The sequence below is a fragment of the Metabacillus sp. RB-C-LZQ-3-1 genome (genome assembly GCF_058315175.1).
This window is the reverse complement of record NZ_JBZFLI010000030.1, coordinates 15002-41120: the sequence shown is the minus strand read 5'-3', so window position 1 is coordinate 41120 and position 26119 is coordinate 15002. Positions and strand designations below refer to the sequence as shown.

20 protein-coding genes and 1 pseudogene are annotated in these 26119 nt (G+C 34.6%); 18 read left to right on the top strand and 3 right to left on the bottom strand.

The features are described 5' to 3' along the window. Positions 1 to 147: 147 nt before the first annotated feature. The 14 genes and pseudogenes from gvpJ to AC4GZ8_RS24895 all read left to right on the top strand — a co-directional run. Positions 148 to 351: pseudogene (gene gvpJ, locus AC4GZ8_RS24960) on the top strand (gas vesicle protein GvpJ); the annotation flags it as partial. A 1708-nt stretch (positions 352 to 2059) separates the two neighbouring features. Then, entirely contained in the window at positions 2060 to 2944 is an 885-nt protein-coding gene (gene galU / locus AC4GZ8_RS24955) for a UTP--glucose-1-phosphate uridylyltransferase GalU (protein WP_491084588.1), read from the top strand. Between the two features lie 25 nt (positions 2945 to 2969). Beyond that, positions 2970 to 3638 (top strand): sugar transferase, encoded by a 669-nt coding sequence (locus AC4GZ8_RS24950; RefSeq protein ID WP_491084587.1) that lies wholly within the window; start codon positions 2970 to 2972, stop codon positions 3636 to 3638. 156 nt (positions 3639 to 3794) lie between these two features. After that, the gene (locus AC4GZ8_RS24945; RefSeq protein ID WP_491084586.1) at positions 3795 to 4526 is read left to right on the top strand and encodes a YveK family protein; all 732 of its coding nucleotides are present in this window, start codon (positions 3795 to 3797) and stop codon (positions 4524 to 4526) included. Next, the gene (locus AC4GZ8_RS24940; RefSeq protein WP_491084585.1) at positions 4516 to 5208 is read left to right on the top strand and encodes a CpsD/CapB family tyrosine-protein kinase; all 693 of its coding nucleotides are present in this window, start codon (positions 4516 to 4518) and stop codon (positions 5206 to 5208) included. Before AC4GZ8_RS24945 ends, AC4GZ8_RS24940 begins: the two co-directional genes overlap by 11 nt. A gap of 61 nt (positions 5209 to 5269) precedes the next feature. Continuing rightward, the gene (locus tag AC4GZ8_RS24935) at positions 5270 to 6730 is read left to right on the top strand and encodes a hypothetical protein (RefSeq protein ID WP_491084584.1); all 1461 of its coding nucleotides are present in this window, start codon (positions 5270 to 5272) and stop codon (positions 6728 to 6730) included. Positions 6731 to 6781: 51 nt separating this feature from the next. Continuing rightward, a complete protein-coding gene (locus AC4GZ8_RS24930) occupies positions 6782 to 7879 on the top strand; it encodes a glycosyltransferase family 4 protein (RefSeq protein WP_491084583.1) in 1098 nt (365 codons plus the stop codon). Further along, positions 7860 to 8318: a PssD/Cps14F family polysaccharide biosynthesis glycosyltransferase gene (gene pssD, locus AC4GZ8_RS24925; RefSeq protein WP_491084582.1), complete on the top strand. Its 459-nt coding sequence runs from the start codon at positions 7860 to 7862 to the stop codon at positions 8316 to 8318. The genes AC4GZ8_RS24930 and pssD overlap by 20 nt, the downstream gene beginning before the upstream one ends. Continuing rightward, the gene (gene pssE / locus AC4GZ8_RS24920) at positions 8315 to 8803 is read left to right on the top strand and encodes a PssE/Cps14G family polysaccharide biosynthesis glycosyltransferase (RefSeq protein WP_491084581.1); all 489 of its coding nucleotides are present in this window, start codon (positions 8315 to 8317) and stop codon (positions 8801 to 8803) included. The genes pssD and pssE overlap by 4 nt, the downstream gene beginning before the upstream one ends. Before the next feature lie 20 nt (positions 8804 to 8823). After that, positions 8824 to 10380, top strand: coding sequence for a murein biosynthesis integral membrane protein MurJ (gene murJ / locus AC4GZ8_RS24915; protein WP_491084580.1), 1557 nt, complete (start codon positions 8824 to 8826; stop codon positions 10378 to 10380). After that, positions 10377 to 11618, top strand: coding sequence for a polysaccharide pyruvyl transferase family protein (locus tag AC4GZ8_RS24910; RefSeq protein WP_491084579.1), 1242 nt, complete (start codon positions 10377 to 10379; stop codon positions 11616 to 11618). Before murJ ends, AC4GZ8_RS24910 begins: the two co-directional genes overlap by 4 nt. Continuing rightward, positions 11612 to 12220 (top strand): serine O-acetyltransferase, encoded by a 609-nt coding sequence (locus tag AC4GZ8_RS24905; RefSeq protein ID WP_491084578.1) that lies wholly within the window; start codon positions 11612 to 11614, stop codon positions 12218 to 12220. The genes AC4GZ8_RS24910 and AC4GZ8_RS24905 overlap by 7 nt, the downstream gene beginning before the upstream one ends. 2 nt (positions 12221 to 12222) lie before the next feature. Further along, on the top strand, positions 12223 to 13557 hold the full coding sequence (locus AC4GZ8_RS24900; RefSeq protein WP_491084577.1) for a UDP-glucose dehydrogenase family protein: 1335 nt from the start codon (positions 12223 to 12225) through the stop codon (positions 13555 to 13557). 72 nt (positions 13558 to 13629) lie between these two features. After that, positions 13630 to 15027 (top strand): glycosyl hydrolase family 28-related protein, encoded by a 1398-nt coding sequence (locus AC4GZ8_RS24895; protein WP_491084576.1) that lies wholly within the window; start codon positions 13630 to 13632, stop codon positions 15025 to 15027. Between the two features lie 374 nt (positions 15028 to 15401). On the opposite strand, the gene tagU is transcribed toward AC4GZ8_RS24895, so the two are convergent. After that, positions 15402 to 16346, bottom strand: coding sequence for a polyisoprenyl-teichoic acid--peptidoglycan teichoic acid transferase TagU (gene tagU, locus AC4GZ8_RS24890; protein WP_491084575.1), 945 nt, complete (start codon positions 16344 to 16346; stop codon positions 15402 to 15404). A gap of 769 nt (positions 16347 to 17115) precedes the next feature. On the opposite strand from tagU, the gene AC4GZ8_RS24885 reads away from it, so the two are divergent. Further along, a complete protein-coding gene (locus AC4GZ8_RS24885; protein ID WP_491084574.1) occupies positions 17116 to 20457 on the top strand; it encodes a trifunctional glycoside hydrolase family 18/polysaccharide deacetylase/glycosyltransferase family 2 protein in 3342 nt (1113 codons plus the stop codon). Positions 20458 to 20809: 352 nt separating this feature from the next. Here the strand turns inward: AC4GZ8_RS24885 and AC4GZ8_RS24880 are convergent, their stop codons facing one another. Continuing rightward, positions 20810 to 21991, bottom strand: coding sequence for a DUF4317 domain-containing protein (locus AC4GZ8_RS24880; protein WP_491084573.1), 1182 nt, complete (start codon positions 21989 to 21991; stop codon positions 20810 to 20812). Positions 21992 to 22288: 297 nt separating this feature from the next. Here AC4GZ8_RS24880 and AC4GZ8_RS24875 point away from each other — a divergent pair, with 297 nt between their 5' ends. The 3 genes from AC4GZ8_RS24875 (at position 22289) to AC4GZ8_RS24865 (ending at position 25155) form a co-directional block, all read left to right on the top strand. After that, a complete protein-coding gene (locus tag AC4GZ8_RS24875) occupies positions 22289 to 23419 on the top strand; it encodes a CAP domain-containing protein (protein WP_491084572.1) in 1131 nt (376 codons plus the stop codon). A 399-nt stretch (positions 23420 to 23818) separates the two neighbouring features. After that, positions 23819 to 24700 (top strand): class II fructose-1,6-bisphosphate aldolase, encoded by an 882-nt coding sequence (gene fba, locus AC4GZ8_RS24870; RefSeq protein WP_491084571.1) that lies wholly within the window; start codon positions 23819 to 23821, stop codon positions 24698 to 24700. 65 nt (positions 24701 to 24765) lie between these two features. Continuing rightward, the gene (locus AC4GZ8_RS24865) at positions 24766 to 25155 is read left to right on the top strand and encodes a tautomerase family protein (protein ID WP_491084570.1); all 390 of its coding nucleotides are present in this window, start codon (positions 24766 to 24768) and stop codon (positions 25153 to 25155) included. A 65-nt stretch (positions 25156 to 25220) separates the two neighbouring features. On the opposite strand, the gene AC4GZ8_RS24860 is transcribed toward AC4GZ8_RS24865, so the two are convergent. Beyond that, positions 25221 to 25970, bottom strand: coding sequence for a DeoR/GlpR family DNA-binding transcription regulator (locus tag AC4GZ8_RS24860; protein ID WP_491084569.1), 750 nt, complete (start codon positions 25968 to 25970; stop codon positions 25221 to 25223). Positions 25971 to 26119 lie beyond the last annotated feature (149 nt).

Here is a 26119-nt window from a genome sequence, read left to right as displayed (position 1 = left end):
GATTCATATTATATACTACTACGTTTTAGAATTGAAGAATCTTCATTGGAATGAAGGGGAGCGTCACCTGTATAAGGTATAGAGAATATTCTATAAAGTTCCCTTTGGTTCAGCCTACGGAATGAGGGATATTATGGCTGCTATTCAAAAAGTGTAGACTCGTATAGTTTAGCTGAAGTAATTGACCGCATTTTGGATAAGGGTGTGGTAATTGGTTTATGGGCGCGTTAGTTGACATTGAGCTTCTTACGGTTGATGCCCTTATCACTAGTGTTGATATATTTGCTGAAATATGCTAAGGCGGTAGGCCTTCTTCAACCAGAAGAAGAGGAAGAAGAGCTAACAATGTAGTGTAATTATTAAGGAGACAAGGCATTCTTTTGCCTTGCCTAAAGATAAGATGATCCACTTCAAGCCTGTCTGAAGCTAATAGAAGAATAAGGAAAAGCAATAAATGAAAATGTTTTTAAAAAAGGTAAATGTAATTACAAAATTTATAAAAAAGAAAAGATCTTTCCTTATATAGTAGAAAAATAAATGAAGCAAAAAATACCCTTTGCTATTTAACTTTTGTATGCATAAGGACTTACTTAACAAATTTTATCGTTTTTATTCCGTTCTTTTAACTCCTTATAATGATCTTTACTTCTTGCATCAGATCTTTTTGAAATTTTAGTAAAGCTTATTATAAACAACAAAGTAATAATGATAAATACAAAAAGTAACAAAGCTTTTACCTCCTAGAGATAAATTTCATGGTCTAATTTTACCATTTCTACCTTTGAAATTACAGTGACTTGAGGATGATAATGATTCTTATGGATGAAACTATTTCACGTAAAGTTCTATAGAATTAAAAATAAAGAAGAAGCGGTATGGAAAAAGCATTTAGATTAATCCACCAATCTGTTCCTCTTCTGATTGTTCTAGTACCCACAGCTAAAATAATTTATATTGATTGAAGATTTGTTAACTTTATAATACTAGATAGTAAGATCAAGGATGAAGTAATAGAGATAATAACTTTTTACTAGGAGAAATATAGACTTAAGGCGGGATACCTGGTTGATATACATTGCTATTTCATATCTGGAATGATGATCGAGCACAAAGCATGGAAGATTAGAGGAATATCGTCAAAGCTCTGTGAACAAGGGATATACAAAGATCATTGTAGCAACAATTAAAAATGGAATTAGGGAAAAGATTTTGTCTTCGTGTACTCAGATTACACAAAAATGATGATGTAAAAGTAACGCTATTAATGACAGGATCTATTTTAAGGAATCAGAGTAACGAAGCTCTGGTTCCTTTTTTATCTGTTAAAATCATACAGCTCTCCTATGGGGAATTGAAAACTAAAAATAGAGATTCGTTTGAAATGTATCTGATATTTTTTGATGAAAAGGAGGAAAACAGCCTTAAAAAACCCCATTTTTTCAAAATAAGCAGTTTTACTCAAATAAGATTTACTTGATTAATAGGAAACGCTAAATAGTACTAACGTTTTAGCTTGATTTTAACTAAACATTTCTGGTTTGATGTTTGTATTTTCCTTTTAAGCTTAAGGATTTACATGTTCAAAATTGACATTTGGTTGTGGAAAATGAAAAGTCCTATTAAAAGAGAATCCAAAACATTGAAATTAGTACTTTCTACTATATTAGAGTGTTTTTCTAGTAGTAACTCACTAGAAGGTCATCTCTTGTTATGTTTACGCTTTCACAAATTTCCTATTGTAACCAAAATTTTATTATTTTATTATTTCCTTGTACTTAAGGGTTCGGAATTGTCGAATCTTGAATCAATGAAATACAAGATATTGTACATAAGATGTTGGTGTGATTTTTACATAATTCAACTAAATTTAATTACATAATGATTTTTCTAACTGTTTCTATGTGGTTGGTTTGTTGTTGTAAATATATCCAACTATTTTTATTTAGGACTATGGATTTTTAAAAGATATCCATTCTCTTCTCTTTTCCTTGCTTATTGGACGTCAGTTACGAATTTAGAAGATTGATTAAAAACTATAACAATAAAGGAGTAATTAGACATGAAACAAGTTAAAAAAGCGATCATACCAGCTGCAGGTTTAGGCACAAGGTTCTTACCTGCTACAAAAGCAATGCCAAAAGAAATGCTTCCAATTGTTGATAAGCCAACAATTCAATATATTGTGGAAGAAGCGATTGAATCAGGTATTGAAGATCTTATTATTGTGACTGGAAAAGGAAAACGCGCCATTGAGGATCATTTTGATAATGCATTTGAACTTGAACAGAATTTATTGGAAAAAGGGAAATTGGAGTTACTAGATAAAGTACTAGAATCATCAAAAATTAACATACACTATATTCGCCAAAAGGAGCCAAAGGGACTTGGTCATGCGGTTTGGTGTGCACGAAACTTCATTGGTAATGAACCGTTTGCCGTACTATTAGGTGATGATATTGTCCAAGCTGACGTTCCGGGACTTCGTCAATTAATCGACCAATATGAAAAAACATATTCATCAGTTATTGGCGTACAGACTGTTCCTGATCACCAAACACATCGTTACGGAATTATTGACCCGATATCAAGCGAAGGCAGACGTTATCAAGTAAATTCATTTGTAGAAAAGCCGAAGCAAGGAACAGCACCGTCAAATTTAGCAATCATGGGCAGATATATTTTAACACCTGAAATCTTTACGTTTTTAGAACAACAAGAAACCGGTGCTGGCGGAGAGATCCAATTAACAGATGCGATTCAAAAGTTAAACGAAATTCAACGAGTATTTGCCTATGACTTTGAGGGGAAACGATTTGATGTGGGGGAAAAAATCGGGTTTATTCAAACAACGATTGAATTTGCTCTTCAACATGAAGAACTAAAACGTGAACTAGTACCATTTATCGAAGAGATTCTTGAAGGAAGCAAAACAAATATTTCATAAATGTTGAGGGGGATAAGGTCAAACTATGCCAGAATTAGCCAAAATACAAAATGTCTCTGTTTCACCATCCCTTGATTATCAAGAAAAAAAGTCTTACTTAGCTTTGAAGCGATTAATGGATATATTTGGATCTATTATCGGTTTACTCATTACTAGTATCGTATTTCTTTTTGTTAGTCTTGCTATAAAAATTGAGGATCCAAAAGGGCCAGTTTTTTTTTCACAAACAAGGGTTGGTAAAAATGGGAAGGAATTTAAAATGTATAAGTTTCGTTCGATGGTTACCGATGCAGAGGCAAGACTTGAAAGCCTGCTAAAGCATAACGAAACAACTGGTGCGATGTTTAAGATGAAGGATGACCCTCGTATTACCCGGGTAGGAAAGTTTATAAGAAAGACAAGCATTGATGAACTTCCGCAAATATGGAATGTACTTAAAGGGGATATGAGCTTAGTCGGACCTAGGCCCCCATTATTACGGGAAGTGGCAGAATACAATGACTATGATAAACAACGCTTATTAGTCGTACCGGGATGTACAGGATTATGGCAAGTAAGTGGAAGAAGTAATATTGGGTTTAAAGAAATGGTTGAACTTGATCTGAAATATATCAAAAAGCAAAGCATATTCTATGATATCAAAATAATCTTTAAAACTGTCATTATATTGTTTCATGATAAAAATGCATATTAAAAGAGTGAATAGTTGAGATATACCTTCAATTAATATGTGCTTTTTCAGGAGGGTTATTACCCTCCTTTCATTTTTAAATTGAAAACCTAATGGGAGCAATCAATATCATCAATTGCTCCCCGAAAATTAAGGAATGTAGCACCTATGGAGGTTCGAATGGAAGATAAAATAAACGTACAAGATATTGTTTTCGCACTAAAAAAACATCTTTGGATATTAATCACTGTTTCCTTATTATCCGCATCAGTTAGTGCAGTTTTAAGTTTCTTTGTCTTATCGCCTGTCTATCAGTCTTCAACACAGATTATTGTAAATAATGAAAAAACGGAAGAAGCTAATTTTAATGAAATTCAAGCTACATTTAAAATGATTAATACGTATAGTGAGATTATACAAAGTCCAGCCATACTTGATTTGGTTATAAAAGAATTGAACTTAAATACGACATCTGATGAGTTGGTGAAGCAAATAAACGTTGAAACGAAGACAGAATCACAACTCTTCAAAATCATCGTAGAGGATAAAGATCCAATCTTAGCGGCTAAAATCGCAGATGCAACTTCAACTATTTTTCAACGTGAAATTGCTGAGAAATTAAACGCAGATCATGTGAAGGTTTGGTCTAAAGCTCAAGTGAATGATAGTCCTGTAAAGCCAAAACCGTTTATCAACACTGCTATTGCTTTTTTTGCTGGGTTAATTGTTAGTGTAGGATTGATTTTCTTATTTGAATATATGGATAATACCGCTAAAACGGAACGGGAGATTGAAAAGCTGGGCCTTCCTGTTATAGGAATTGTTTCGTTATTTAAGCAAGACGAGATCTCTAAATTCAAAGCGGATCAAAAGCCTACTCAACAGGTAAGGAGGGAGTCACTTGGTTCTTAAAAGAAAGAAAAGCAGGAAAATGGATTCCAATAGACGTAGCTTAATTACGATGGAGCATCCGAAGTTTCATGTATCAGAGCAATATCGAACGATTCGAACAAATATAGAATTTTCTTCAATCGATAAGGAAATAAAAACATTGCTCGTCGTTTCTCCTAATGCAGGTGAAGGGAAATCAACAACTGCTGCTAATGTAGCAGCTGTCTTTGCTCAACAAGGAAAGAAAGTACTACTAGTGGATGTTGATTTAAGAAAGCCTACTGTGCATTATACGTTTCAAGTAGAAAACACCTTAGGATTTACAAATGTGTTTACAAAACAAGTAAAGCTTGAGGAGGCAATTAAGCCAACAAAACAAGGGAATTTATTTGTTCTTTCAAGTGGCCCAATCCCACCAAATCCATCTGAAATGCTGGGATCAAGTGCAATGAAGGAATTTATCACAACTACTCAAGATATGTACGACTTAATCGTGTTTGATGCTCCTCCTGTCATCGCAGTTACAGATGGTGTGATTTTGGCAAGTGAAGTAGATGGAGTCCTTCTTGTTGTAAGAAGCGGAGAAACAGAGATCAAGACGATTAAAAAGTCTAAGGAGCTATTAGGTAACGTAAATGCTAGGTTACTAGGTGTTGTACTTAATGGGATGGAGAGAGAAAGTACTTCTTATTATTATGGGTAATGAAAGTCAATTAGAAAAAGATGAATCTAATTATTAATATTCATTCGGGAGGAAAAAATGAATGGTATTAGGCATGAGTAATACAAGAAATATCATACTATTGATATCCTTATCTTTTATCATAGGATTAGCGGCGATCATTCATATTTACCTCCCTATATTTATTATTGGAATAACGATCTATGTTTTATTTTTAGTATACTTTCATGACTATAGCTGGTTTAAAAAAATACTTCCTTACTTTCTCGTTCTCATTATTTTTCAGGATTTATTAACAGGTCTTCTTGAACAGTTGAATAGTGTTCTTGGAACAATGATTAGTAGTTTAGATGAACTCTTTATTGTCCTGTTTTTACCTATTGTTCTTTATAAAAATTTTAAAAACAAACGATTTACGTTTGATTTTACGTTTATTGCATGTTTCATGATTGTTTTACTTGGCTTGATCTCTTCGCTGATCCACTCTGTTCCATTTACGATCACTTTACAAGGTTTATTTTTAATGTTGAAAGGGTTATTCATCTTCTTTATTTTTAGGTCTGTTCCTTTTTCAGAAGAAGATATAACTAGATATATTAAAATTGTGAAGGTAATCGCGGTCATTATCGCTATATTTGCTGGAATTGATCTAGTATTCTATGAGCCGTTTAGAAATTTTTTACACACAAACAATATGATAGATGTCCGCGCAGGTATTGTGAGTGTCCAATCTTTGTTTATCCATCCCGGTGTATATGGGTGGTTCATGGCTGTTGTTGGGCTGTATTGCTTAGCAAATTATACGGTAAAAGATGATCGCAAATTTGGTATTTATACGATTTTGTTTTTTCTAGCAGCCATGCTTTCATTCAGATTTAAAGTTGTTTTAACATTAATGACAACATATATTTTTTCTTTTTTTAAACTCGGTTATAAAAAGATGCTAGGACGGATATTTTGGATTATTTTATTTACGACACTAGGTTATTACGTCATCGGAGATCAAATAATCGAACTGGTCAATTTAACAGTTGATCGTTATATTGAGGCAAGTTATTTAGATTCTGCACGAAAAGCACTTTATTTTATTGGTTATCAAGTTGCAATGAATGAATTTCCGTTTGGTGTTGGTTTTGGAAGGTATGGAGGATTTATTGCAAGAACCAATTATAGCCCAGTTTACTATGAATATGGCTTAGATAAAGTATACGGTCTTAGGCCTGACGATCCTAAATGGGCAACTGATACCTACTGGCCTCATATTATTGGTGAAATTGGTTTTTTAGGTGGAATGGCCCTTTTGGCTATATTTTCCTACTTTTGTATTTATTTGTTAAGAGCATATAGAGCTGAAAATAATCTCAATATAAAAGTTTTCTATTTATTTGCCGTACTGATCCTCATTCAAGCCATTGTAGAATCTACTGGAGAACAAATATTTAATAGTGCTCCAGGGTATATTTTCATCTTTGGCATAATAGGTATGGCCTTTTCTCTCAAACAAGAAAGACATTCTGACTCTAGCAAAACGATCCAGTCTTGATAAGGGATTTTACATTGTAAAAAGAGAAGAAAGCGAAAGAAGGTGGATCCAATGAAAACCAAAGTATTAGTTGTAGGTTCTTCTCTAGCTGACAAGGGTGGAATCGTGACCGTTATGAAAAATATTAATGACTCTTCAATTAGTAAAGAATTTACCATGGATATGGTGGCAACTTATATTACTGGGAGTGCATTAAAGCGGGTATCCATATTTGTTAGCGGGTTTTTTCTTTTTTTACTAAAACTACTAACAAATAGACCTGATGTACTTCACATCCATATGTCTTATAAAGGAAGCTTTTATCGAAAATCATTATTCGTTTTGGTTGCAAAGACTTTTTCTATTCCTGTTATTGTGCATGTACATGGCTCAAGCTTTAAGGACTTCTATGCAGGATTAAGTGAAGGGCAAAAGAAATATTGCCGGTTCATTTTGAACAAATGTGATAAATTAGTTGTGCTGTCGAAAGAATGGTACCAATATTTTTCCAGTCTGGTCCCAAATGGGAGAGTTCAAGTCCTTTATAATGGGGTGACAAAATCTAATTTTACGCTGCAAAAGAAGAATAACGTACCTCCAATCGCTTTGTTTATGGGGCGTTTAGGTAAGCGGAAAGGAACGTACGATCTTATTGAGGCTATAAAGCTATTAAAGGAAAACGGAATTAAAGGAAAGTTCTTATTAGCAGGGGATGGTGAGATAGAAGAGGTTAATCAGTTAATAGATACATATCAGCTTCATGAATATGTGGAAACACTGGGGTGGATTAATGGAGATCAGAAGAAATCTCTCTTAAAAACATCTGATTTATTGGTTTTACCATCTTATAATGAAGGATTGCCGATGGCTATTTTAGAAGCAATGGATTATGGTTTGCCAATTGTTAGTACTCCTGTTGGAGGCATTCCTGAGGTTATTAAAGACGATGAAAATGGGTATCTTGTCAAACCTGGAGATGTGCCTCAATTAGCCGCAAGATTAACAGATCTTTTAGTAAATAGAGAACTTCGCTATGAGATGGGGCATAATAATCAACGTCTTATTGCTGAAAAATATGATCTTGATGTTTTATTAAAGGATCTATCACTATTATATAAAAAATTGAGCCGAAAAAAGAGGGTGAATAAACATGAAAATTTGTTTAATTAGTTCATCTGGGGGGCATTTAGCACAGTTAAAGCAATTGCTCCCACTAGCACAAGAGCATGAATTTTTTATCGTAACTGAAGAAAATACGAGTACAGCCTCTTTAGAAAAAAACTTTAAAACATATTATATGAATCAGCAGGAAAGAAAGAATCTAAGTTTTATCTGGGATTTTGCATCAAATATTTTAAAATCACTATCTATTGTATTAAAAGAAAAGCCTGATGTTATTATCTCAACTGGTGCCGGTGCGGTCATTCCAGTGTGCTTTTTCGGGAAACTATTAAATGCAAAGGTCATTTTCATTGAAAGCTTTGCCAAGATTAATTCGCCAACCATTACAGGTAGAATTGTTTATAAGTTTGCCGATCGCTTTTATATTCAATGGGAAGAATTAAAAAAATATTACCCAAAGGCAGAATATAAGGGGGTTATCTATTGATTTTTGTTACTGTAGGAACTCAAAGATTTCAATTTGATCGCTTGTTCCAGGAATTAGATCATCTTGTTGAGCAGAAGGTCATTACTGAACCTATAATTGCGCAGATTGGATATTCAAATTATAAACCAAAATACTTTGTCTCTTCTGACTTAGTTAGTCCGGAAGAAATGGATCAATGTATTGCGGATAGCGAATTAATTATTACCCACTCAGGGACAAGCTCAATCATTAAATGCCTGAAATTAGACAAAAAGGTTATTGTTGTACCTAGGCAAAAGGAGTATGGCGAGCATGTAGATGATCACCAGCTCGAGATTGCTCAATTGTTTGAACAAAAAGGGTTGATTGAACCAGTTTACGATATAAAAGATTTAAAGACTGCAATTAAAGTAGTGAAAGAGAAACAATACGAAAAATATGAATTTGATAACAGTAAACTTTTAGGAGCGATTGGTGATTATTTAACCAAATTGACTAATTCTTAAAGATAGAAGGTTCGCTAAGTATGTCTGCAAAATTGATGAAGGCTGGGGCACTTGTATTTCTTATCACAACAGTAAGTAAAGTTTTAGGCTTTTTGCGTGAAACGTTTGTTGCTTATTATTTTGGTACAACATTTGAATCAGATGCTTACTATGTTGCGTTAACTCCGGCCACTTTAGGTATTACATTTTCTTTAAGCTTAAGTAGTGTCTTCTTACCCTTATTTGTTAAGTATCTTGTTAAGAAAGAGGACGCCTATGAGTTTACAAATAAGGTTGTTCAATATTTCTTCCTTGCCACATTATTTTTGTATCTGTTCGTGTTTTTTAAAGGGGAAAGCTTTGTTGCCTTTATAGCACCAGGTCTCCCTGATCATGCTGAACATTTGTCAATTGATATGTTAAAAATCTTGTTTCCCTTAACATTCTTTGTGATTGTGATTCAGCTGTATACAGTTATGTTAAACAGTTTAGATAGTTATGTATTGCCAGCCCTTAGTGTATTGCCAAGCAATTTGCTGATTATTGTTTACTTGCTTGTTTTTGGTAAAAACTACGGGATTGAAAGTATTGCATATGTTACCTTTATTGGCTTTGCTACACAATTTGTCATGCTCTATTTCTTTTTAAAACGCTATGATTATCGATTAAAGCCTGCAAAGCAGTTTTGGGATTTTCGTTCAAAAGAATTTATGTTGCTATTACTTCCCATTCTAGTAAGTACGTTTTTTAGTCAGCTAAATGCGGTTGTTGACCGACTATTGGCATCTACCCTACAAGAAGGTAGTATTTCAGCCTTAATGTATTCCTTTAGACTACGTACAGTAATAATGGGGATTTTTGTAACAGGTATTATTACCGTTACATTTCCAAGTATATCAAGATTAACAACCAAAGTACAGACAAAAGAATTAGTGAAATTGACCCAAGATAGCCTTCTTGCTGTTCTCTTTCTAGTAGGACCGGTATCTCTATTTTTTATCCTATTTAGCAATCAAATAATTGAAGTACTCTTTGAAAGAGGCGCTTTTGATAAAGAAGCAACAATTGCAACAGCGGGTGTGTTTTTCTACTATTCCATCGGTCTCTTATTTACTGCATTTAGGGAAATCATGATGAGGAATTTCTTTGCCTTTGGAGACACAAAAACACCTATTAAAATTATTATTTACAGTTTAGTTATTAACATGGGATTAAGTATTATTTTTGTCAACATGATGGGTCTTTCAGGTTTAGGACTTTCTTCAAGTATTGCAATGCTGATTAGTACGGTTCATATGGGGAAGAAGTTAACATTAAAGCTGCCCAACATGTGGTCAGGTACGTTAATAAAAACCAGCATGAAAATCGTTTTAGCTCTTACTCTATCAAGTTTCATACTCTATCTAGTTAGTTCTTTCGATTTATTTAACTGGCAACAATTATCTAATGTCGTTATCAAATTACTTATTTTAGGCATCTTCTTTTTGGGATATATAACCCTATTTACGTTGCTGCTATTCATCTTAAAGGTTGAAGTAGTTCGTGATCTATACAGCAAATTGATGAAAAAAAGAAAAGGAGTCGGTGGGCAACGGTGAATATCTTAATTATTAATGCACATTCATCTAGAAATAAAGGGGATGCTGGCATTCTACTTTCCATGATAGATTCACTAAGAAAAAATAACCCTGGTTGTTCTATTAAGATAAAGAGTAGATTTCCAGAGGTTGATAAGAATGCGTATGATGTATCAGTTGCTTCATGTGTAGCAAATATATCAATCGATCCTAAAACATCAAAATTCTTAAAACTATTATCAGCAGGTAAATTAATGAGAATGTTAAACAGTAATCAAAAGGGTATAGATTCGGATTATGAGTGGGCCGATGTGGTTGTAAGCTGCGGTGGCGGGTTTCTTTTATCCCACGGATTTAGCGCAGCTCTTATGCAGCATCTTGTTCAAATTAAAATAGCATTCGATTATAAAAAGCCTGTTATTATTTATTCACAATCGATTGGACCTTTTTATAATAATCAGATGCAAAAGCTGGCAAAAAGAGTGCTTGATAAAGTGGATAAAATTTATATTCGCGAAAACATTTCAGAAGAGTGGTTAAAAAAGATTCATTGCCAAAACGAATCTGTCACCATTGTTCCAGATTCCGCTTTTTGTATGGAAGCTCAACAGTCAGATTTAGTTGACAAACTATTTCATGAGATGAAAGAAAATCATCATGGACCAATTATTGGCCTTACAGCAAGAGACTGGAATTTTCCAGAGGTTGAGAATACAGCTTTTTATCGTGAGAAGTATATTCATAGTATTCAAGAGACCATTAAATATATCGAAGAAAAATATAATGGGAAAGTGTTATTAATGCCACAGGTATTAGGACCAAATCCTTTTAATGATGATCGAATTATTAGTAAGGAAATTATCAATGGTATCAATTCAAGATATGCTAAGTTAATAGATTATGATTTTCACCCTCGTGAATTAAAGTATTTCTATTCAAAAATGGACATGTTTATTGGAACTAGGATGCATTCAAATATTTTTGCGCTATCAAGTCATATACCGACTGTTGCTATTAATTATGAGCATAAAACAAAGGGTATTATGGAATTGTTGAAACTACATGATTATGTACTAGACATTAATGATATTACGGCAGAGGATTTAATGAAAAAAGTAGAAAGCTGCTGGAAAAACAGAGGACGATTAAAACATCATTTAGAAGAGAATATTCCAAATGTAATAACTGGGGCTGAAACTCCGGCAAAATATGCCCAAGAGCTTACGAAGCAATGTAATCAAGAGGTGCACATATGCTGAAGGATTTAAAGGCAGATATTCATCGATATGCCAAAGTAGGAAATTATCACAGTTTATCTGGGAAACTAAAAATGTTTATTGTGAACGAACCTATTTGGTATCTTATTAGTTTTAGAATTGGAAGTTATTTTAAAGATAAGTGCAAATTTCCTATCATAAAACAACTTGGTTATCTCAGCTTTTTTGTTATCCATAGAGTGATGTCACTACTAACTAGTATTCAAATTCCACTCGGTACAAAAATTTCAAGAGGTCTTTATCTTCCACATTACGGTTTAACGGTTGTTCACCAAAAAACAATCATTGGAGAGCATTGTAACATTGGTCAGGGAGTAACAATCGGAATTGCAGGAAGAGGGGAAAAGAAGGGCGTCCCGGAAATCGGCAATTATGTGTATATTGCTCCAGGTGCAAAGATTATTGGAAAGATAAAAGTTGGCAATAACGTTATGGTTGGTGCAAACGCAGTTGTAACAAAGGATGTTCCGGATCATGCAGTTGTTGCTGGAATACCAGCCCGCATTATTAGTTATAAAGGCTGGGAAGTCGATGGCAACCCTTATCAAATAGAAAACAAAATAAGCTTAGTAAAGGAGAGGTAATCTTGAATATAGCAGTTATTGGGACGGGGTACGTTGGGCTTGTTTCAGGTGTTTGTTTTTCAGATCTAGGTAATAAAGTGATTTGTGTAGATAAGGACCAATCGAAAATCGATATGTTAAATAATATGGATGTTCCCATTTATGAGCCTGGCTTAAAAGAGTTAATTAAAAAAAACGTAGAAAAAGGCAACTTGACATTTACAAGTGAGATTTCAAAAGGTGTAACAGAAGCTGACGTTATTATTATTGCTGTTGGAACACCTCCATTACCAAGTGGTGAAGCGAACTTAAGTTTTATTGAACAAGTTGCAAAAGATATTGCAACAGAAATGAATACATACAAAATTGTGATGACGAAGAGCACGGTACCTGTAGGAACAAATGAACAAATTCAACAAATTATCAGTCGTAACACAGATCAACCATTTGATGTTGTCTCTGTTCCGGAGTTTTTGAGAGAGGGATCAGCTGTACATGACACATTCAACCCGGACCGTATTATCATCGGTGTTGAAAGTAAACAGGCTGAAGATGTGATTATAGAGCTTCACAAGCCTCTAACAGAAAAAATTATCGTTACAGATATTCGCAGTGCTGAAATGATTAAATACGCTTCTAATGCCTTTTTAGCTACTAAAATCTCCTTTATAAATGAAATTGCCAATATTTGCGAAAAAGTAGGAGCAGATGTAACTAAAGTTGCGAATGGAATGGGGTTGGATAAGCGAATCGGTTCAGCCTTTTTAAATGCAGGCATCGGTTATGGCGGTTCCTGTTTTCCAAAAGACACACAGGCACTTATTCAGATTGCCGGTAATGAAGATTATGAATTTAAATTACTAAAATCAGTTGTCCAAGTGAACAATGAACAACGTTACAACATCATTGAAAAACTAAAACAATCTCTAGGAAGTCTTTCAGGTCAGACAATTGCGATTTGGGGCCTTGCATTTAAACCAGATACCGACGATGTACGTGATGCACCTGCAAAAGAAATCATCGAAGAGCTGAATAAGGCTGGTGCGCATATAAAAGCTTATGATCCTATTGCCATGGAGAATTTCAAGTCGTTAATTGAAGCTAACGAAAACATAGAATGGTGCGTTAGTGCAAAAGAGGCAACAGAAGGCAGTCATGCTGTTTGCTTACTAACTGATTGGAAAGAGTTTAAAGATTTAAAGCTACTAAAATCAGTACAAAATGGAATGAAGCAACCAATCTTTGTCGATGGTCGAAATGTCTTTACAAAAGAGGATATTCAAGAAACCGGATTCGAATATATTTCTATAGGTCGTCCAAGTATGAAAGGGAGAATACCGGTAACTGTAACTCAATAATGAAACATATATGAAAAGTGGACAGGAACTTAGATTCTTGTCTATTTTTTTACTTGCTAACAGGAGGTACGAATGCGGAATTTTAAAAAATCTATTTTATTCTACATGGTTTTGTTTCTGTTAATACAAAACTGTATCTTGTTTATTTTATATGTCAAAAGTAATGGACAAAAATCAATTGAAATAGATTCTAATATGACTTCTGTAAAGGAGTTCGGCGCAAAAGGCAATGGAGAACATGATGATACGGCATCTGTACAGAAAGCGATTGATCGAGTAAGCAAGTCAGGTGGTGGAATCGTCCTGCTTCCTATAGGGAATTACAAAATTACAAAGACGATCAAGGTGCCGGAAAGAGTTGTATTATACGGTGAAGGACATAGCGATCAAAGTACAAAAATTACGTATACAGGCAAAGAGTATGCAATCGTGACATCTGGAACGCATCTAAGAATTCAGTTCCATAATCTGTTAATAAGATTGACTGGTGATAATAGCGGTGTACGTATCGGAGATGTTGGAGAAAACTTAAATCGAGAGGCTGGAATTCTGCCTCGGCAAATAACGATGACAAACGTAACAATAGCAGGCCTAGGCAAGAATCAATATGGAATTCGCCTTATGAATGCTTCACATATTAATATGACGGGTGTAAGGAGCGGATATGGTACAGGTGGGACAGGACTCTCTATTTGGAATGACCGATACAATTCAGGAGTCATGACATTTAATGATTGTACGTTTGGAAGAGTTGATCAAATGAATGTAGGATTAGAAATCGATGGTTCTACAAAGGCTGGTTTAGATAGTTTTGTCTTTAATGGCTGTTACTTCGGCGGCAAAACACCGATTCGATTAGGAAAAAATCAAACAGTACGAAATATCAATTTTACCGGCATCCATGTTGAAGGGAAAGGAACTGATTCGCCAACAAATTTAATTGAAATATATAAGGCTGCTGCCGTAAATTTTAACGGAGTTTCTCTTGGGGCATTCGGGTCCTTTACGACCTACGGATTTGTATTTAAACAAGAATCAGAGAAAATTAATATCATAGGAGTCGAAGCCAATAATTTTAAGCATACAGTTGTTTATAAAAATGAAGGCGGCTATCCATTAAAAGACAGTATTATGCAGGAAGCATTGTTAACAGGAGAATCAACTGATGTAAAGCATTTCAACGGTGACTTTCATCACGTTACCCGACTCACAGAGAATAAATTAATAACGAAAAACGTCCAAGCGAAATATCTATTCTCTACCGATGGCTCAAATAAATTAGACTGGGGGAAAAGCAGTCCTGCAGGAGATGTTCCCGCCGTTTCATGGGCAAAAGGAGATGTAAGAATTAACACAGACCCTCGTGAACTAGGAGAAAAGGGAAGCAAATACATTGTAGAGGGCTGGAAGTGTATATCCTCTGGAACCCCTGGGGAATGGGTTGAGCTCCGGGCTTTTACTGGGAACTAATAAGGCAAGCTAGGACTGGTACTTATGTTTATATTGTATTTTGAACGATTTAAGAGAAGCAAATATGCCAGAAACGATGCTACGTTGATTCTATTTAAATAGTAGAAAAAATTTTAAAAAACAACTTTCCTCTTATCTTTGGAAAAATCTGAAGAGGATAAGAGTAAATAAAAGACTTGTTAAATCAACTAGTAGAGAAAATAAAGAGCAATTTATTTTTGCCCTATTATTTTTTCTAAGCATCTCATATTTCTGAAGAAATCTAGTTCGGCATGTACCAAAACAGTTAATTAATAAGCGGGGGACGGTTCTATTGCTTCTATTATTCAATTTAGAACAAAGAAGGGAACAGTGAAACCGTCCCGCTGCTTCCATCAGTCAATATTCAAATGCTGCTTTAGCATTGTAGAAATTTCTGTGCGTTCTGATTGGGATACGATGTAGTAGTAAACACCATTAATTTCTTTTCCATGACCATTAATTTGTATTTGCTGTATATTATGACGGGCTTCTTTGTAGTTCGACTGGATGCTCTTCATGTCATTAAATGTTAAATTAGTTCGTAGATTTTCACCAATTATTTTTAATACCTCGCCATAATTCGCAAGAGTTTTAACACTGGCTCCTTCGTTAATAACTTCATCAATAATTTGGCGTTGTCGTTCTTGACGGCCAAAGTCACCTCGGGGATCTTGATCACGCATACGAGAATATTTTAATGCCTCTGCACCGTTTAATTGCAGCTCACCTTTCTTAAAATGTGAACCCTCATAAGTGAAATCAAGTGTATTGTTAACTGTTACCCCACCTACTGCGTCTACAATCCCTTCAAAGCTTTTCATATTAACTTCAATATAGAAGTCAACTGGAATGTCCAAGAAATTTTCAACTGTTTCAATCGTCCCGTCTATCCCGCCGAATGAATAAGCGTGGTTAATTTTGTCCTCCATATCCTGACCAGCAATCTCAGTACGTGTATCACGTGGGATGCTGACCATTTTAGTTGATTGATCTTTAGGATTAACGGTCAATAAAATGATTGAATCGGAACGGCCGCGGTCATTCTCACGTTCATCTACACCTAATAATAAAATCGAAATAGGATCTTGCTTACTGAAACTTATCTTTGCATCACGATTTGTTGAAACTTCATGCTCTAACGGCTTATGTGTTTGTTTTAAGGTACTTTCGACTGAACTGTATACAGAATATCCGTATATACCTACACCAATAATGAGTAATAAACTGATGCAAATGACAATTTTGGTTGTTAATTTCCTGTTTTTCTCTCGATTATCATCGCTTACTTTAGTTTCCATTTTCAGTCTCCCTTTATCTTTTTGAGTTGTATATCCTCTTTCTAAAGTGCAAGTTTCACAAATGCACACTCATTTTACCAAAAAGATTGTCAAATTTTGTGCCCTTTTTTAAAAATGGTAGTAAACGAAGAAGTAAAGGGAATTTTTGGATGATTCCATTACTTTTGTAGCGTTAAGATTGCTAGATTCCTTACTGTTCCTCAGTTCAAATGGGATATAAGGTATTACCTTTTAAGCTTTAAATAAAAGATCGTTAAAAATAAGAAAATATACATAGATGAAAAGAAAGTCGAATTACAGCTGTTTTTTTATGAAATAGATCATTGTTTTTGAGAGAGTATTCTCTTATTTAGTGAAGAAATTATGTAATTCGACGTAATTAGACCATATGCTAAAGTGACTAAACAAAAAATTAAAAGGCACTAATAAGCTGAAAGTATCTTATGAAACTCGTTAAATCAGCATATATGCTGGTGAAAATACTTCTGTTAAGATTTAACTTGCTTTCATATAAAAATCTTAAATTAATTCCTAGACGTTAATAAGAACAGGATGATCAGAGAAGTTGAGTAAGTAATGACTTTTGTAAAAACTTGATCAAATTCAATGCTGTCCAAAGGAGAATTTTTCCTAACCGAAAAATAATGGCTGGGATTTGGAATGTTTTTTTAGTTTAATGGCAAACAGATGCTTTCATATTATTTCAAGGTGGAAAAGGACTTTTTCACCTTAATGTCTTGGAAAAAAATAAATAAAGCAGGTGGTTATAATGTATAAACGGATATCTGATTTTATTTACAGGAGAAGAAAAACTAAAAAAACTTTTGACCATACAGCTGCAGGTTTTGTTTTTGAAAATGACTCAAGCAAAAGGTGGGGGATTTTACTAAGTATTGTTTCGATTATGGTTGTTTTTGCTTTGTTAGGAACATTCTTAGTAGGGTTAAGTATTTATTTTAATCCCGTCTTACCTCAATGGGAAACAAAAGAAATAAATGAATACTCAACAATTAGTCAATCTGAAAAAAGGAATGTGGATTATTCCTTATCTGAAAATACAACCTCAAATAATAAATATTTAAATAGTAATGTGAAGAATAACAATGATTTTTATGCTTTCTATGTAAATTGGGATGTCAATAGTGAACGTTCCTTAAAGCAAAATATTGATCAGATCGATGTACTTATTCCGCAATGGTTTCATGTTGATAAGAATCTAGAGTTAAAAAGTGACATTCAAAAGAATATAGGAGAACTGGCAAAAAGGCATGATACAAAGGTACTTCCCTTGATTAATAATGCGGTTGATGGTCAGTGGGATCAAGAAATTATCCATAATCTGCTAAATTCGCCAGAAGCACAGGCAAAACTAATTAAGAATATACATAAACAAATTACAAAGCATGGCTATGATGGAATTAATATAGACTTTGAGAACATACACAAAAGCGATCGAGACCTGCTGACAAATTTCATGAAGGAGCTTTATAGTACTTTTCATAAGGATGGCCTTTTAGTAACAATCGATGTTCCACCTGCTAATGAGGCATTTGATTATAAAAACCTAGAAAAGTATTCTGATCGAATCATTTTAATGATGTATGATGAGAATTTCATCAATCCAGGTCCAATTGCTTCTGCATCATGGTTTGAAGAAAATATATCAACTATTTCAAAGGACAAGCTCATCGTTAGCTTAGGGAATTATGGATATGACTGGGATTGGGAAAAGAAGCAAGGTGGAAAAGCTGTTTCCTTTGAAGAAGTTATGAGATTGGCTAACAAAGCTGATTTAGAGATACAATGGGATGATATGAGTAAAAATCCTTATATTCGTTATAAGGATAATAATAAATCACATGAGTTATGGTTTTTAGACAGTGTTACGTTCTATAATCAATGGAAAAAAACGATCTCAAGTGGAGCTCAAGGAGTGGCGTTATGGAGATTAGGGACGGAGGATCCATCTATTTGGGATGTGGTTAAAGGCCATAATATCAATCAATTGCTTACAGTAAAAAATGGTGATATTACCTACAGTTATGGAGAAGGAAGTATTCTTCGTCCGAAAACAGACCAACGAACGGGGGAGCGCAGCATTGATTTTGATGATGCTGGTTTCATATCAGGGGAAAGCTATACTTCCATTCCGAAAGCGTCTGAAATCGAACGATTAAGCAAACCGGAAGATAAAGAGATTGTTTTAACATTTGATGATGGACCTGATCCGAAGTATACAAAAGAAATATTAGACATTTTGAATGAGTATCAAATAAAAGCGACATTCTTTATAATTGGGAAACATGCGATGCTTTATCCTGATATTGTGGAGCAAATCTATAAAGAAGGCCACGAAATTGGGAATCACACATATTCCCATTCTGATATGAATAACGTATCGAATTCGCAATTTAAACTGGAGTTAAATACAACTGAGCGCATCATTCAAGGAATAACTGAACGGTCGCCTATATTGTACAGACCTCCTTTTGGAGAATATCAGTATACAGATAATGGAGATAATCAAAATATTTATGAGAAATCCACATTTCAAAGAATGATGGAAATCAATCAAATGGGATATATCACGGTCAATTATGATATTGACTCTAGGGATTGGAAAACAAACAATAAAAGAGAAATCGTTGATACGGTACTGAAACATGCATCTTCAGGGGATATTATTTTACTTCATGATGGTGGTGGTGAAAGGACTGCAACAATTCAAGCACTGCCTGAAATCATTGAAACATTACAAAGTGAAGGATATAAATTTGTTACAGTTAGTGAACTGATGGATACGACAAAGGGGCGCATTATGCCACCTGTGACAAAGGTAGAGAATCCATTGATCCAGAGCACGAAGGTTGCTTTATTCAGTGTAGCAAGTTTTAACAACTTAATGTTTATTTTATTTTATAGTATATTATTTATATTCCTTCTACGTCTTTCGATTCTTCTTTATTTAGCAAGTAAGCATAAAAAACGAAAGAATTTGCCAGATGTAGGGAATCGATTCCATCCGCTTGTTAGCGTCGTTATCGCTGCCTACAATGAGGAAAAGGTGATAAGAAGAACGGTTGAGTCAGTTTTAAAGAGTGATTATGAAAATGTTGAAGTCATTGTGGTCGATGATGGGTCAAAAGATCAAACCTCAAAGATTGTAACTGAGAACTTCGCTACGAATGAAATGCTTCAGCTTATTAAAAAGAAAAACGGGGGAAAAGCCTCAGCGATAAATATGGGGATCAAAAAGGCAAACGGTGAAATTATTGTCGCCATTGATGCGGATACCATAATTTCACCTGAAGCAATCTCGTTGCTTGTTCGTCATTTCATCGATGAAAAAATTGCCGCAGTATCAGGAAATATAAAAGTTGGTAATATGCGAAACTTGTTAACGATTTGGCAGCATGTTGAATATGTAACAGGTTTTAATTTAGAAAAACGTGCATATGCGATGCTCAATTGTGTGACCGTTGTCCCAGGTGCAATTGGAGCTTGGCGAAAAAAGGTTTTTGAAGAGATTGGATATTTTACAGCTGATACATTGGCAGAGGATACGGACATGTCTTTAAAAATTCTGCGCAAGGGATATAAAATTGCCATTGATGAAGATGCATATGCCTATACTGAAGCCCCAGAAAACAGCCGAGATTTTCTTAAGCAACGTTATAGATGGCACTTTGGAACACTGCAATGCTTTTGGAAGCATAGAAAAGCCTTTTGTGGAATAAAACATAAATCATTAGGCTACCTTGCGCTCCCGAATATGCTGCTGTTTCAATTTTTATATCCTTTATTTGCACCATTTATCGACATTTTATTTGTTTTGGGCATCGTCTCTGGAAATATAGAAAAATCTTTATTACTTTATTCTTGTTACCTGCTAGCTGATTTTCTCATTTGTTTATTCGCATTCAGATTAGAAAAGCTAGGTCTTAAACCACTCATTCCGTTATTTCTACAAAGAATTTTCTACCGTTATCTTCTTTTATTGGTAGCATGGAAATCTCTTTTAGCAGCCCTAAGAGGAACTCGAGTCGGTTGGAATAAATTAAAACGATCTGGAAACTTAGAAATTGGCCGAGCAGTTAAAAAGGCTGGGTAGAGGGAAGCGGGAAGGGTTCATGTGCTTCCTTTTATAGTTGGTTGTCCTATCCGCAGGATAAAGATATAAAAGAATTCTTTAGTTCAGCTTATAAATAAAAGATTTAAATAGGGAAAAAGGAATATTAAACTAGGGCAGTAAAAATGTTGCTTCGTTAGTAAGGTGAAAGTGAAATCCTAATATTTAGTTAACATTGAGATAATAAAGAAAGAGGCTATTCATGAGTTTTAAAAAACTGTGAGAAGCCTTTTTTTAGACAGGGCAGGTTCTGAAGCATTCCCAAATTAAGATGTTTCAGAACCATAGTATTTTTTTAGTAGAATAATTTATAGGAAACAAATATTTCTATATATTATTCCTCCGGGTTCACACCAAAAGCTTCCGGTATCATCGTAAAACCTTCAATCACAGTATCTTCTTCCACTTCAATCATGAGATAACGTTTCCCGCTTAATTGAACCTGCTTGACATATCTTAAATCTTGCGGACTAATAGAAATGTTAGCTATTTTTGTATTGATTTTAATCGATTTTGAAGTGAACTTCGGCAATACGCTGCTAGCTTTTATCTCATATTTGTCATCATCTATAATTTTTTGGAAGGCTGATTCTACCTTTTCTGTATTTACATCTTCAAGGCCACTCATCTTTAAAACCCTAGCAACATCCATGGAATCCAATTTTGGTTGTTCTTCCTCTTCATTTTCTACGATCATACGGTTAATCTCTTCATATACATTGGAGAGAGTTGATGTATTTAGCTGATCTCCTGTTACATCTTTTATAATTTCTTCAAAGACGATTTTGTCATCTTTTGCAGTCATCGTTTCTTCGCCATTTAAAACTTCCTCGATGAATTGATGATCGGGCTCATGAACCTTACCAGCGGAGTACAGAATGTGGTTGACATCTGCTGCATTATCAGTAAAACAAGGAAATAGAAACCCTCCCATTGGAGCATTGAGGTTAATGATTGGGTCTACAACAAAATTGTACTTGAACTCTTTCTCCACGTAGTCAAAAAGCAGTTCTTTTTTTGGCTCTTGTGTATTATTGATACTGCATAAAATAAAGGGGTGGGAGAAAACAGTATCCCGTTCACTTTCTTCAGCTTCCTCATTTCGGCGTTTCATTGGCTTTAAATATTCTCCGCGAATGAATGTGACAACAATATCCATTTCAAATTGTTTGTCCTTGAGCATTTTGTTTACGATTTGAAGCATCTGCTCCTTCCAGCCCTCCACATCATGGCTCAGTAATCCTTGATGTAAAATAAGCTGACTGTTATTTGCAGCATCTCTTTGAAACTTTAATTCAAAGAGCTTCTCATCCATTTGGCCAGCAAGTAATTTTTTGAAATTATTCATAAATAACTCTTTTTGATCTTCGTCAAGCATTTCAAATGGTTGACTTTGGTGATGGTAAATCTCACTTGATTCCTTCATAATATAGACATTAAAAATGTCAGAAATTTTGAGTAAGTCATTACCTATTTTGAATTGCTTTCGAATATGTGCGATATCTTTTTTATTCATAATTAAATTACACTCCTAAGTTACCCTTATTGCATATCTACGAGAATAACAAAGTATTCTCTACCTTTAGTAATTCATTTATTTTAACATAACTACAATGTCCCCTTTCACCAAATTTTCATCATTGTCCGTTATCATCAAGGTAAGGTCATTGTTTAGCTTTTACCTCGAAGATATCTAAAAGAAGGCTTTTGATTAGCTCGTTGAATTTTTTTTGAACATAGAATGTAATTTGTTTATGTTCTATGTATTTGCTAAAATCATGACAAAATGAAATTCGAGACTGGAGTGTCGTTTTTGCCGAGAGTACAAAATATAATCGCTTTGCTTTTGGTTGCAGGCGGGTTTTGGTATTTTTATGGAGATACCTACCAACAGGTTGGTGTTCAAGGTGTAGTTGAAGAAGTACGTACAGATATAACAGAGATAAAGGAAAATCCTAAAGTTGTTTCTGCAGTAACTAAAGTTAGCAATGAAATCCAGCTTTTGTTTCAAAAACTGATACAAACTTTACCGGAAAAGGAACCGGAAAAGCAACAAGTTATAGATCCTCCGGAGCTAAATGCTCCATCTGAACAATCGTTTTCAGTTTATAATGTTGAGATTGGAGATTCTCAGCAACAGGTGGAACAGCAATTTGGTGCTCCACAACGGTCTTCCTTAAATGAATATGGAGTAGACTGGGTAGCTTACCACGAAAATTATCAAAACTTTGTCATGGTCGCGTATAATGATCAAAATGAGGTGGCTGGATTATATACAAATCAGGATTTACTAACGTCTACAATGGGAATCTCCTTCTCAAGATCAAGAGAAGCAGTTCTTACAATGACGGATGAACCACTTACAAGCATTCAAAAGGGATTAGTGTCTTATAAAGTTCAAAACAACGAGGAATACGATACATTTCTTATTGATCAGAATTATGTAACAATCTTTTATGATAAGCATAAAGATCAAACAGTAACAGCCATTCAAATTATTAGTGAGGAACTAGAACAGCAAAGGGAAAAATTCTATCCTGTCCCAAGTGAAGAATTAAAGGAAGGCTTTGAGTATCAGCTGTTTGACCTAACAAATGCTGCTAGAGTAGCACATGGCCTCTCTGTGCTCAGCTGGGATGAAGCGGTACGAGAAACAGCTCGTGACCACAGCCAAGATATGGCTGATAACAACTACTTTAGTCATACAAACCAAGATGGTCAATCTCCGTTTGAACGGATGACAGAAGACAATATTACGTACCGAATGGCTGGAGAGAATCTTGCCACAGGTCAAATAAGCAGTATCTTTGCCCATGAAGGCTTAATGAACTCGCTTGGCCATCGGAAAAATATTTTACAATCAGATTTTGAAAGACTAGGAGTCGGAGTAGCCTTTAGTCCTGATTCACGTCCTTTTTACACTGAAAACTTTTTAACGAAATGATAACTGTCTCGTATCGTGTTAAGTAAACCAAGACAGAGTCCTCCGTTAGTTTTATGACTAGCGGAGGCTTTTTTTTATACGAAAAAGGAGTAAGAAACTGTTTTATATTATGACAAACCTCCCTGATTAAAGAAAAAGTTTTATAGAGTTATTGACTAAGCGAGATTTAAATATTATGATAGGTTTAATAATTAACCAAAAGTTAACCATGATATAACCAAAAATAAACCGGATGATTTCATGGAGATAATGGTTTGTCAGTAAGGAGACACCTATCGTAAGTGATTTATTGTAATCGTTTTATAATTGGGTTTCTTACCAAAAGAAGATGAGTAAGTGTGAGTAATAAGTAATAACCATGATCCGTGTATAGTATTTCAGGAAATGGAGGGGAAGCGAATGAGATTGGTTTCGATGAAGGATATGCTCATACAAGCAAAAGAGGAAGGCTATGCAGTAGGGCAGTACAATATAAATAGTTTTCAATGGATTGAAGCAACATTAGAAGCAGCACAAGAAGAAAATGCACCTGTCATCTTAGCATCATCTGATCGCCTTGTTGATTACTTAGGCGGCTTTCGTATTATTGCGGCAATGGTGAATTCTTTAGTGAAAGAAAAAGAAATAACAGTTCCAGTTGCATTACATTTAGATCATGGTATGAGTGTAGAGCGCTGTAAACAAGCAATTGATGCAGGGTATACATCTGTTATGATTGATGGATCTCATTATCCTATTGAAGAAAATATTATCATGACTAAACAGGTAGTTGACTATGCGAAAGCACATGGTGTTTCTGTAGAAGCTGAGGTCGGCACAGTTGGCGGAAATGAAGACGGTTTAATTGGCGGAATCAAATATGCGGATCCTCTTGAGTGTTATCGACTTGTACAGGAAACGGATATTGATGCCTTGGCAGCAGCTCTTGGATCAGTTCATGGTCCATATAATGGAGAACCGAAATTAGGATTTGAAGAAATGAAGCAAATATCTGAATTAACAGGAGTTCCGCTAGTTTTACATGGGGGATCAGGAATTCCGACTCGCCAAATTCAAAAAGCGATCCAACTTGGTCATGCTAAGATTAATGTTAATACGGAGTGTTTACAAGCTTGGACGAAGGCAGTTCGTAATGTATTAAGTACAAATCCCGAACTATATGATCCTCGGTCCATTTTAACACCGGGTAAGCAAGCAGTAAAAGAAACAATTAAAGAAAAAATAAGAGAGTTTAACACGAGCGGCAAGGCGAACCTGTATCAAGGTTCTCAAACAATATAAAGAAGCTACAAAAAAGGTAAATGTAAGAAGAACGATACATCTTATTAAAAAAGGAGAGACTAGTTATGCCTTTAATTCGATTTGATTTAATAGAGGGTCGTGATGATCAATCACTACGAAAATTGTTAGATGCCGCACATCGTGCAATGGTACAGGCTTTTCAAGTACCAGAAAGAGATCGCTACCAAATTGTTTATCAGCATCCTGCAAATGAGATGATTATTGAAGATACAGGGTTAGGTTTTGAGCGCAGCAAAGATGTTGTTGTCATAAGTGTAACAAGTAAAGAACGAACAGAAGCTCAAAAACAGCTATTTTATGAATTAATCGTTAAAGAACTTAATCAACAGTGTGGAATTGAGCCGAATGATATTATGATATCAATCGTTACAAATGGAAATGCTGACTGGAGCTTCGGTTTTGGTAGGGCTCAGTTTCTTACAGGAGAATTATAATTTAATGAAAAAGGTTGTTCTTTTCTTTTTGTGAAGAACAACCTTTTTTAGTTATTCTAAATGATTTAATAGATTAACTTAATGTCATTTTCTTTAAAGTACTCTTGATACTGCACATTAGGATTTTTATCTGTAACGAGATAGTCGATATCTGCTAATTCACAATAGGTTGTTAATGCGTATTGATCAAATTTTTGATGATCTACTAGTAAAAATACTTGTGGACATTTTTTTACAGCAGACCTCTTTATTTCACTTTCAAGAGGTGAAGAGTTTGTCACACCATTAGAAATAGAAATGCCTGTTGAAGCCATAAACGCCTTGTTAATATTATAAGTATTAAAGATGTCTAGTCCTTTATAGCTTACAAATGAATTTGTATTTCTTTCAAGCATCCCACCTGTCGAGTAGACGTTTAAATTGTCATATGGCATAGCTTCAACGATAAAATCGACGTTGTTTGTCACAACCGTAATATTCTTTTCTTTTATATACTCCAACATTTCAAATGTAGTTGTTCCTGAATCGATAAAAAGGATGTCACCATCTACAACATATTGAGAGGCTAGTTTAGCAATTTTTTGTTTTTCACTCTGGTTCCGAACTTTTCGGTCATTAAAGGAAACAAGAGTAGAATGATTAACTGACACCCCTCCGTACACTTTTTTTAATTCCCCTTGGTCAACTAACAGTTTCACGTCTCTTCTTATCGTGTTTTTCGAAACATTAAATACTTCTACAAGCTCATCCAATGATACATTCTTATGCTTAAAAACATATTCTTTAATTTGATCTAGTCTTTTGGTTTTTAACATATTGATGCCCCTTATTATGATAGAAATCCAGTCTTTAATCTAAATTATATCAACATATAGTCAAAAGTTCATCATCTTAACAGCGATACTATCTTAAAATAAAAATTTTAACGTTAAAGATGTCCATTTACGCATAAAAAATGATATCC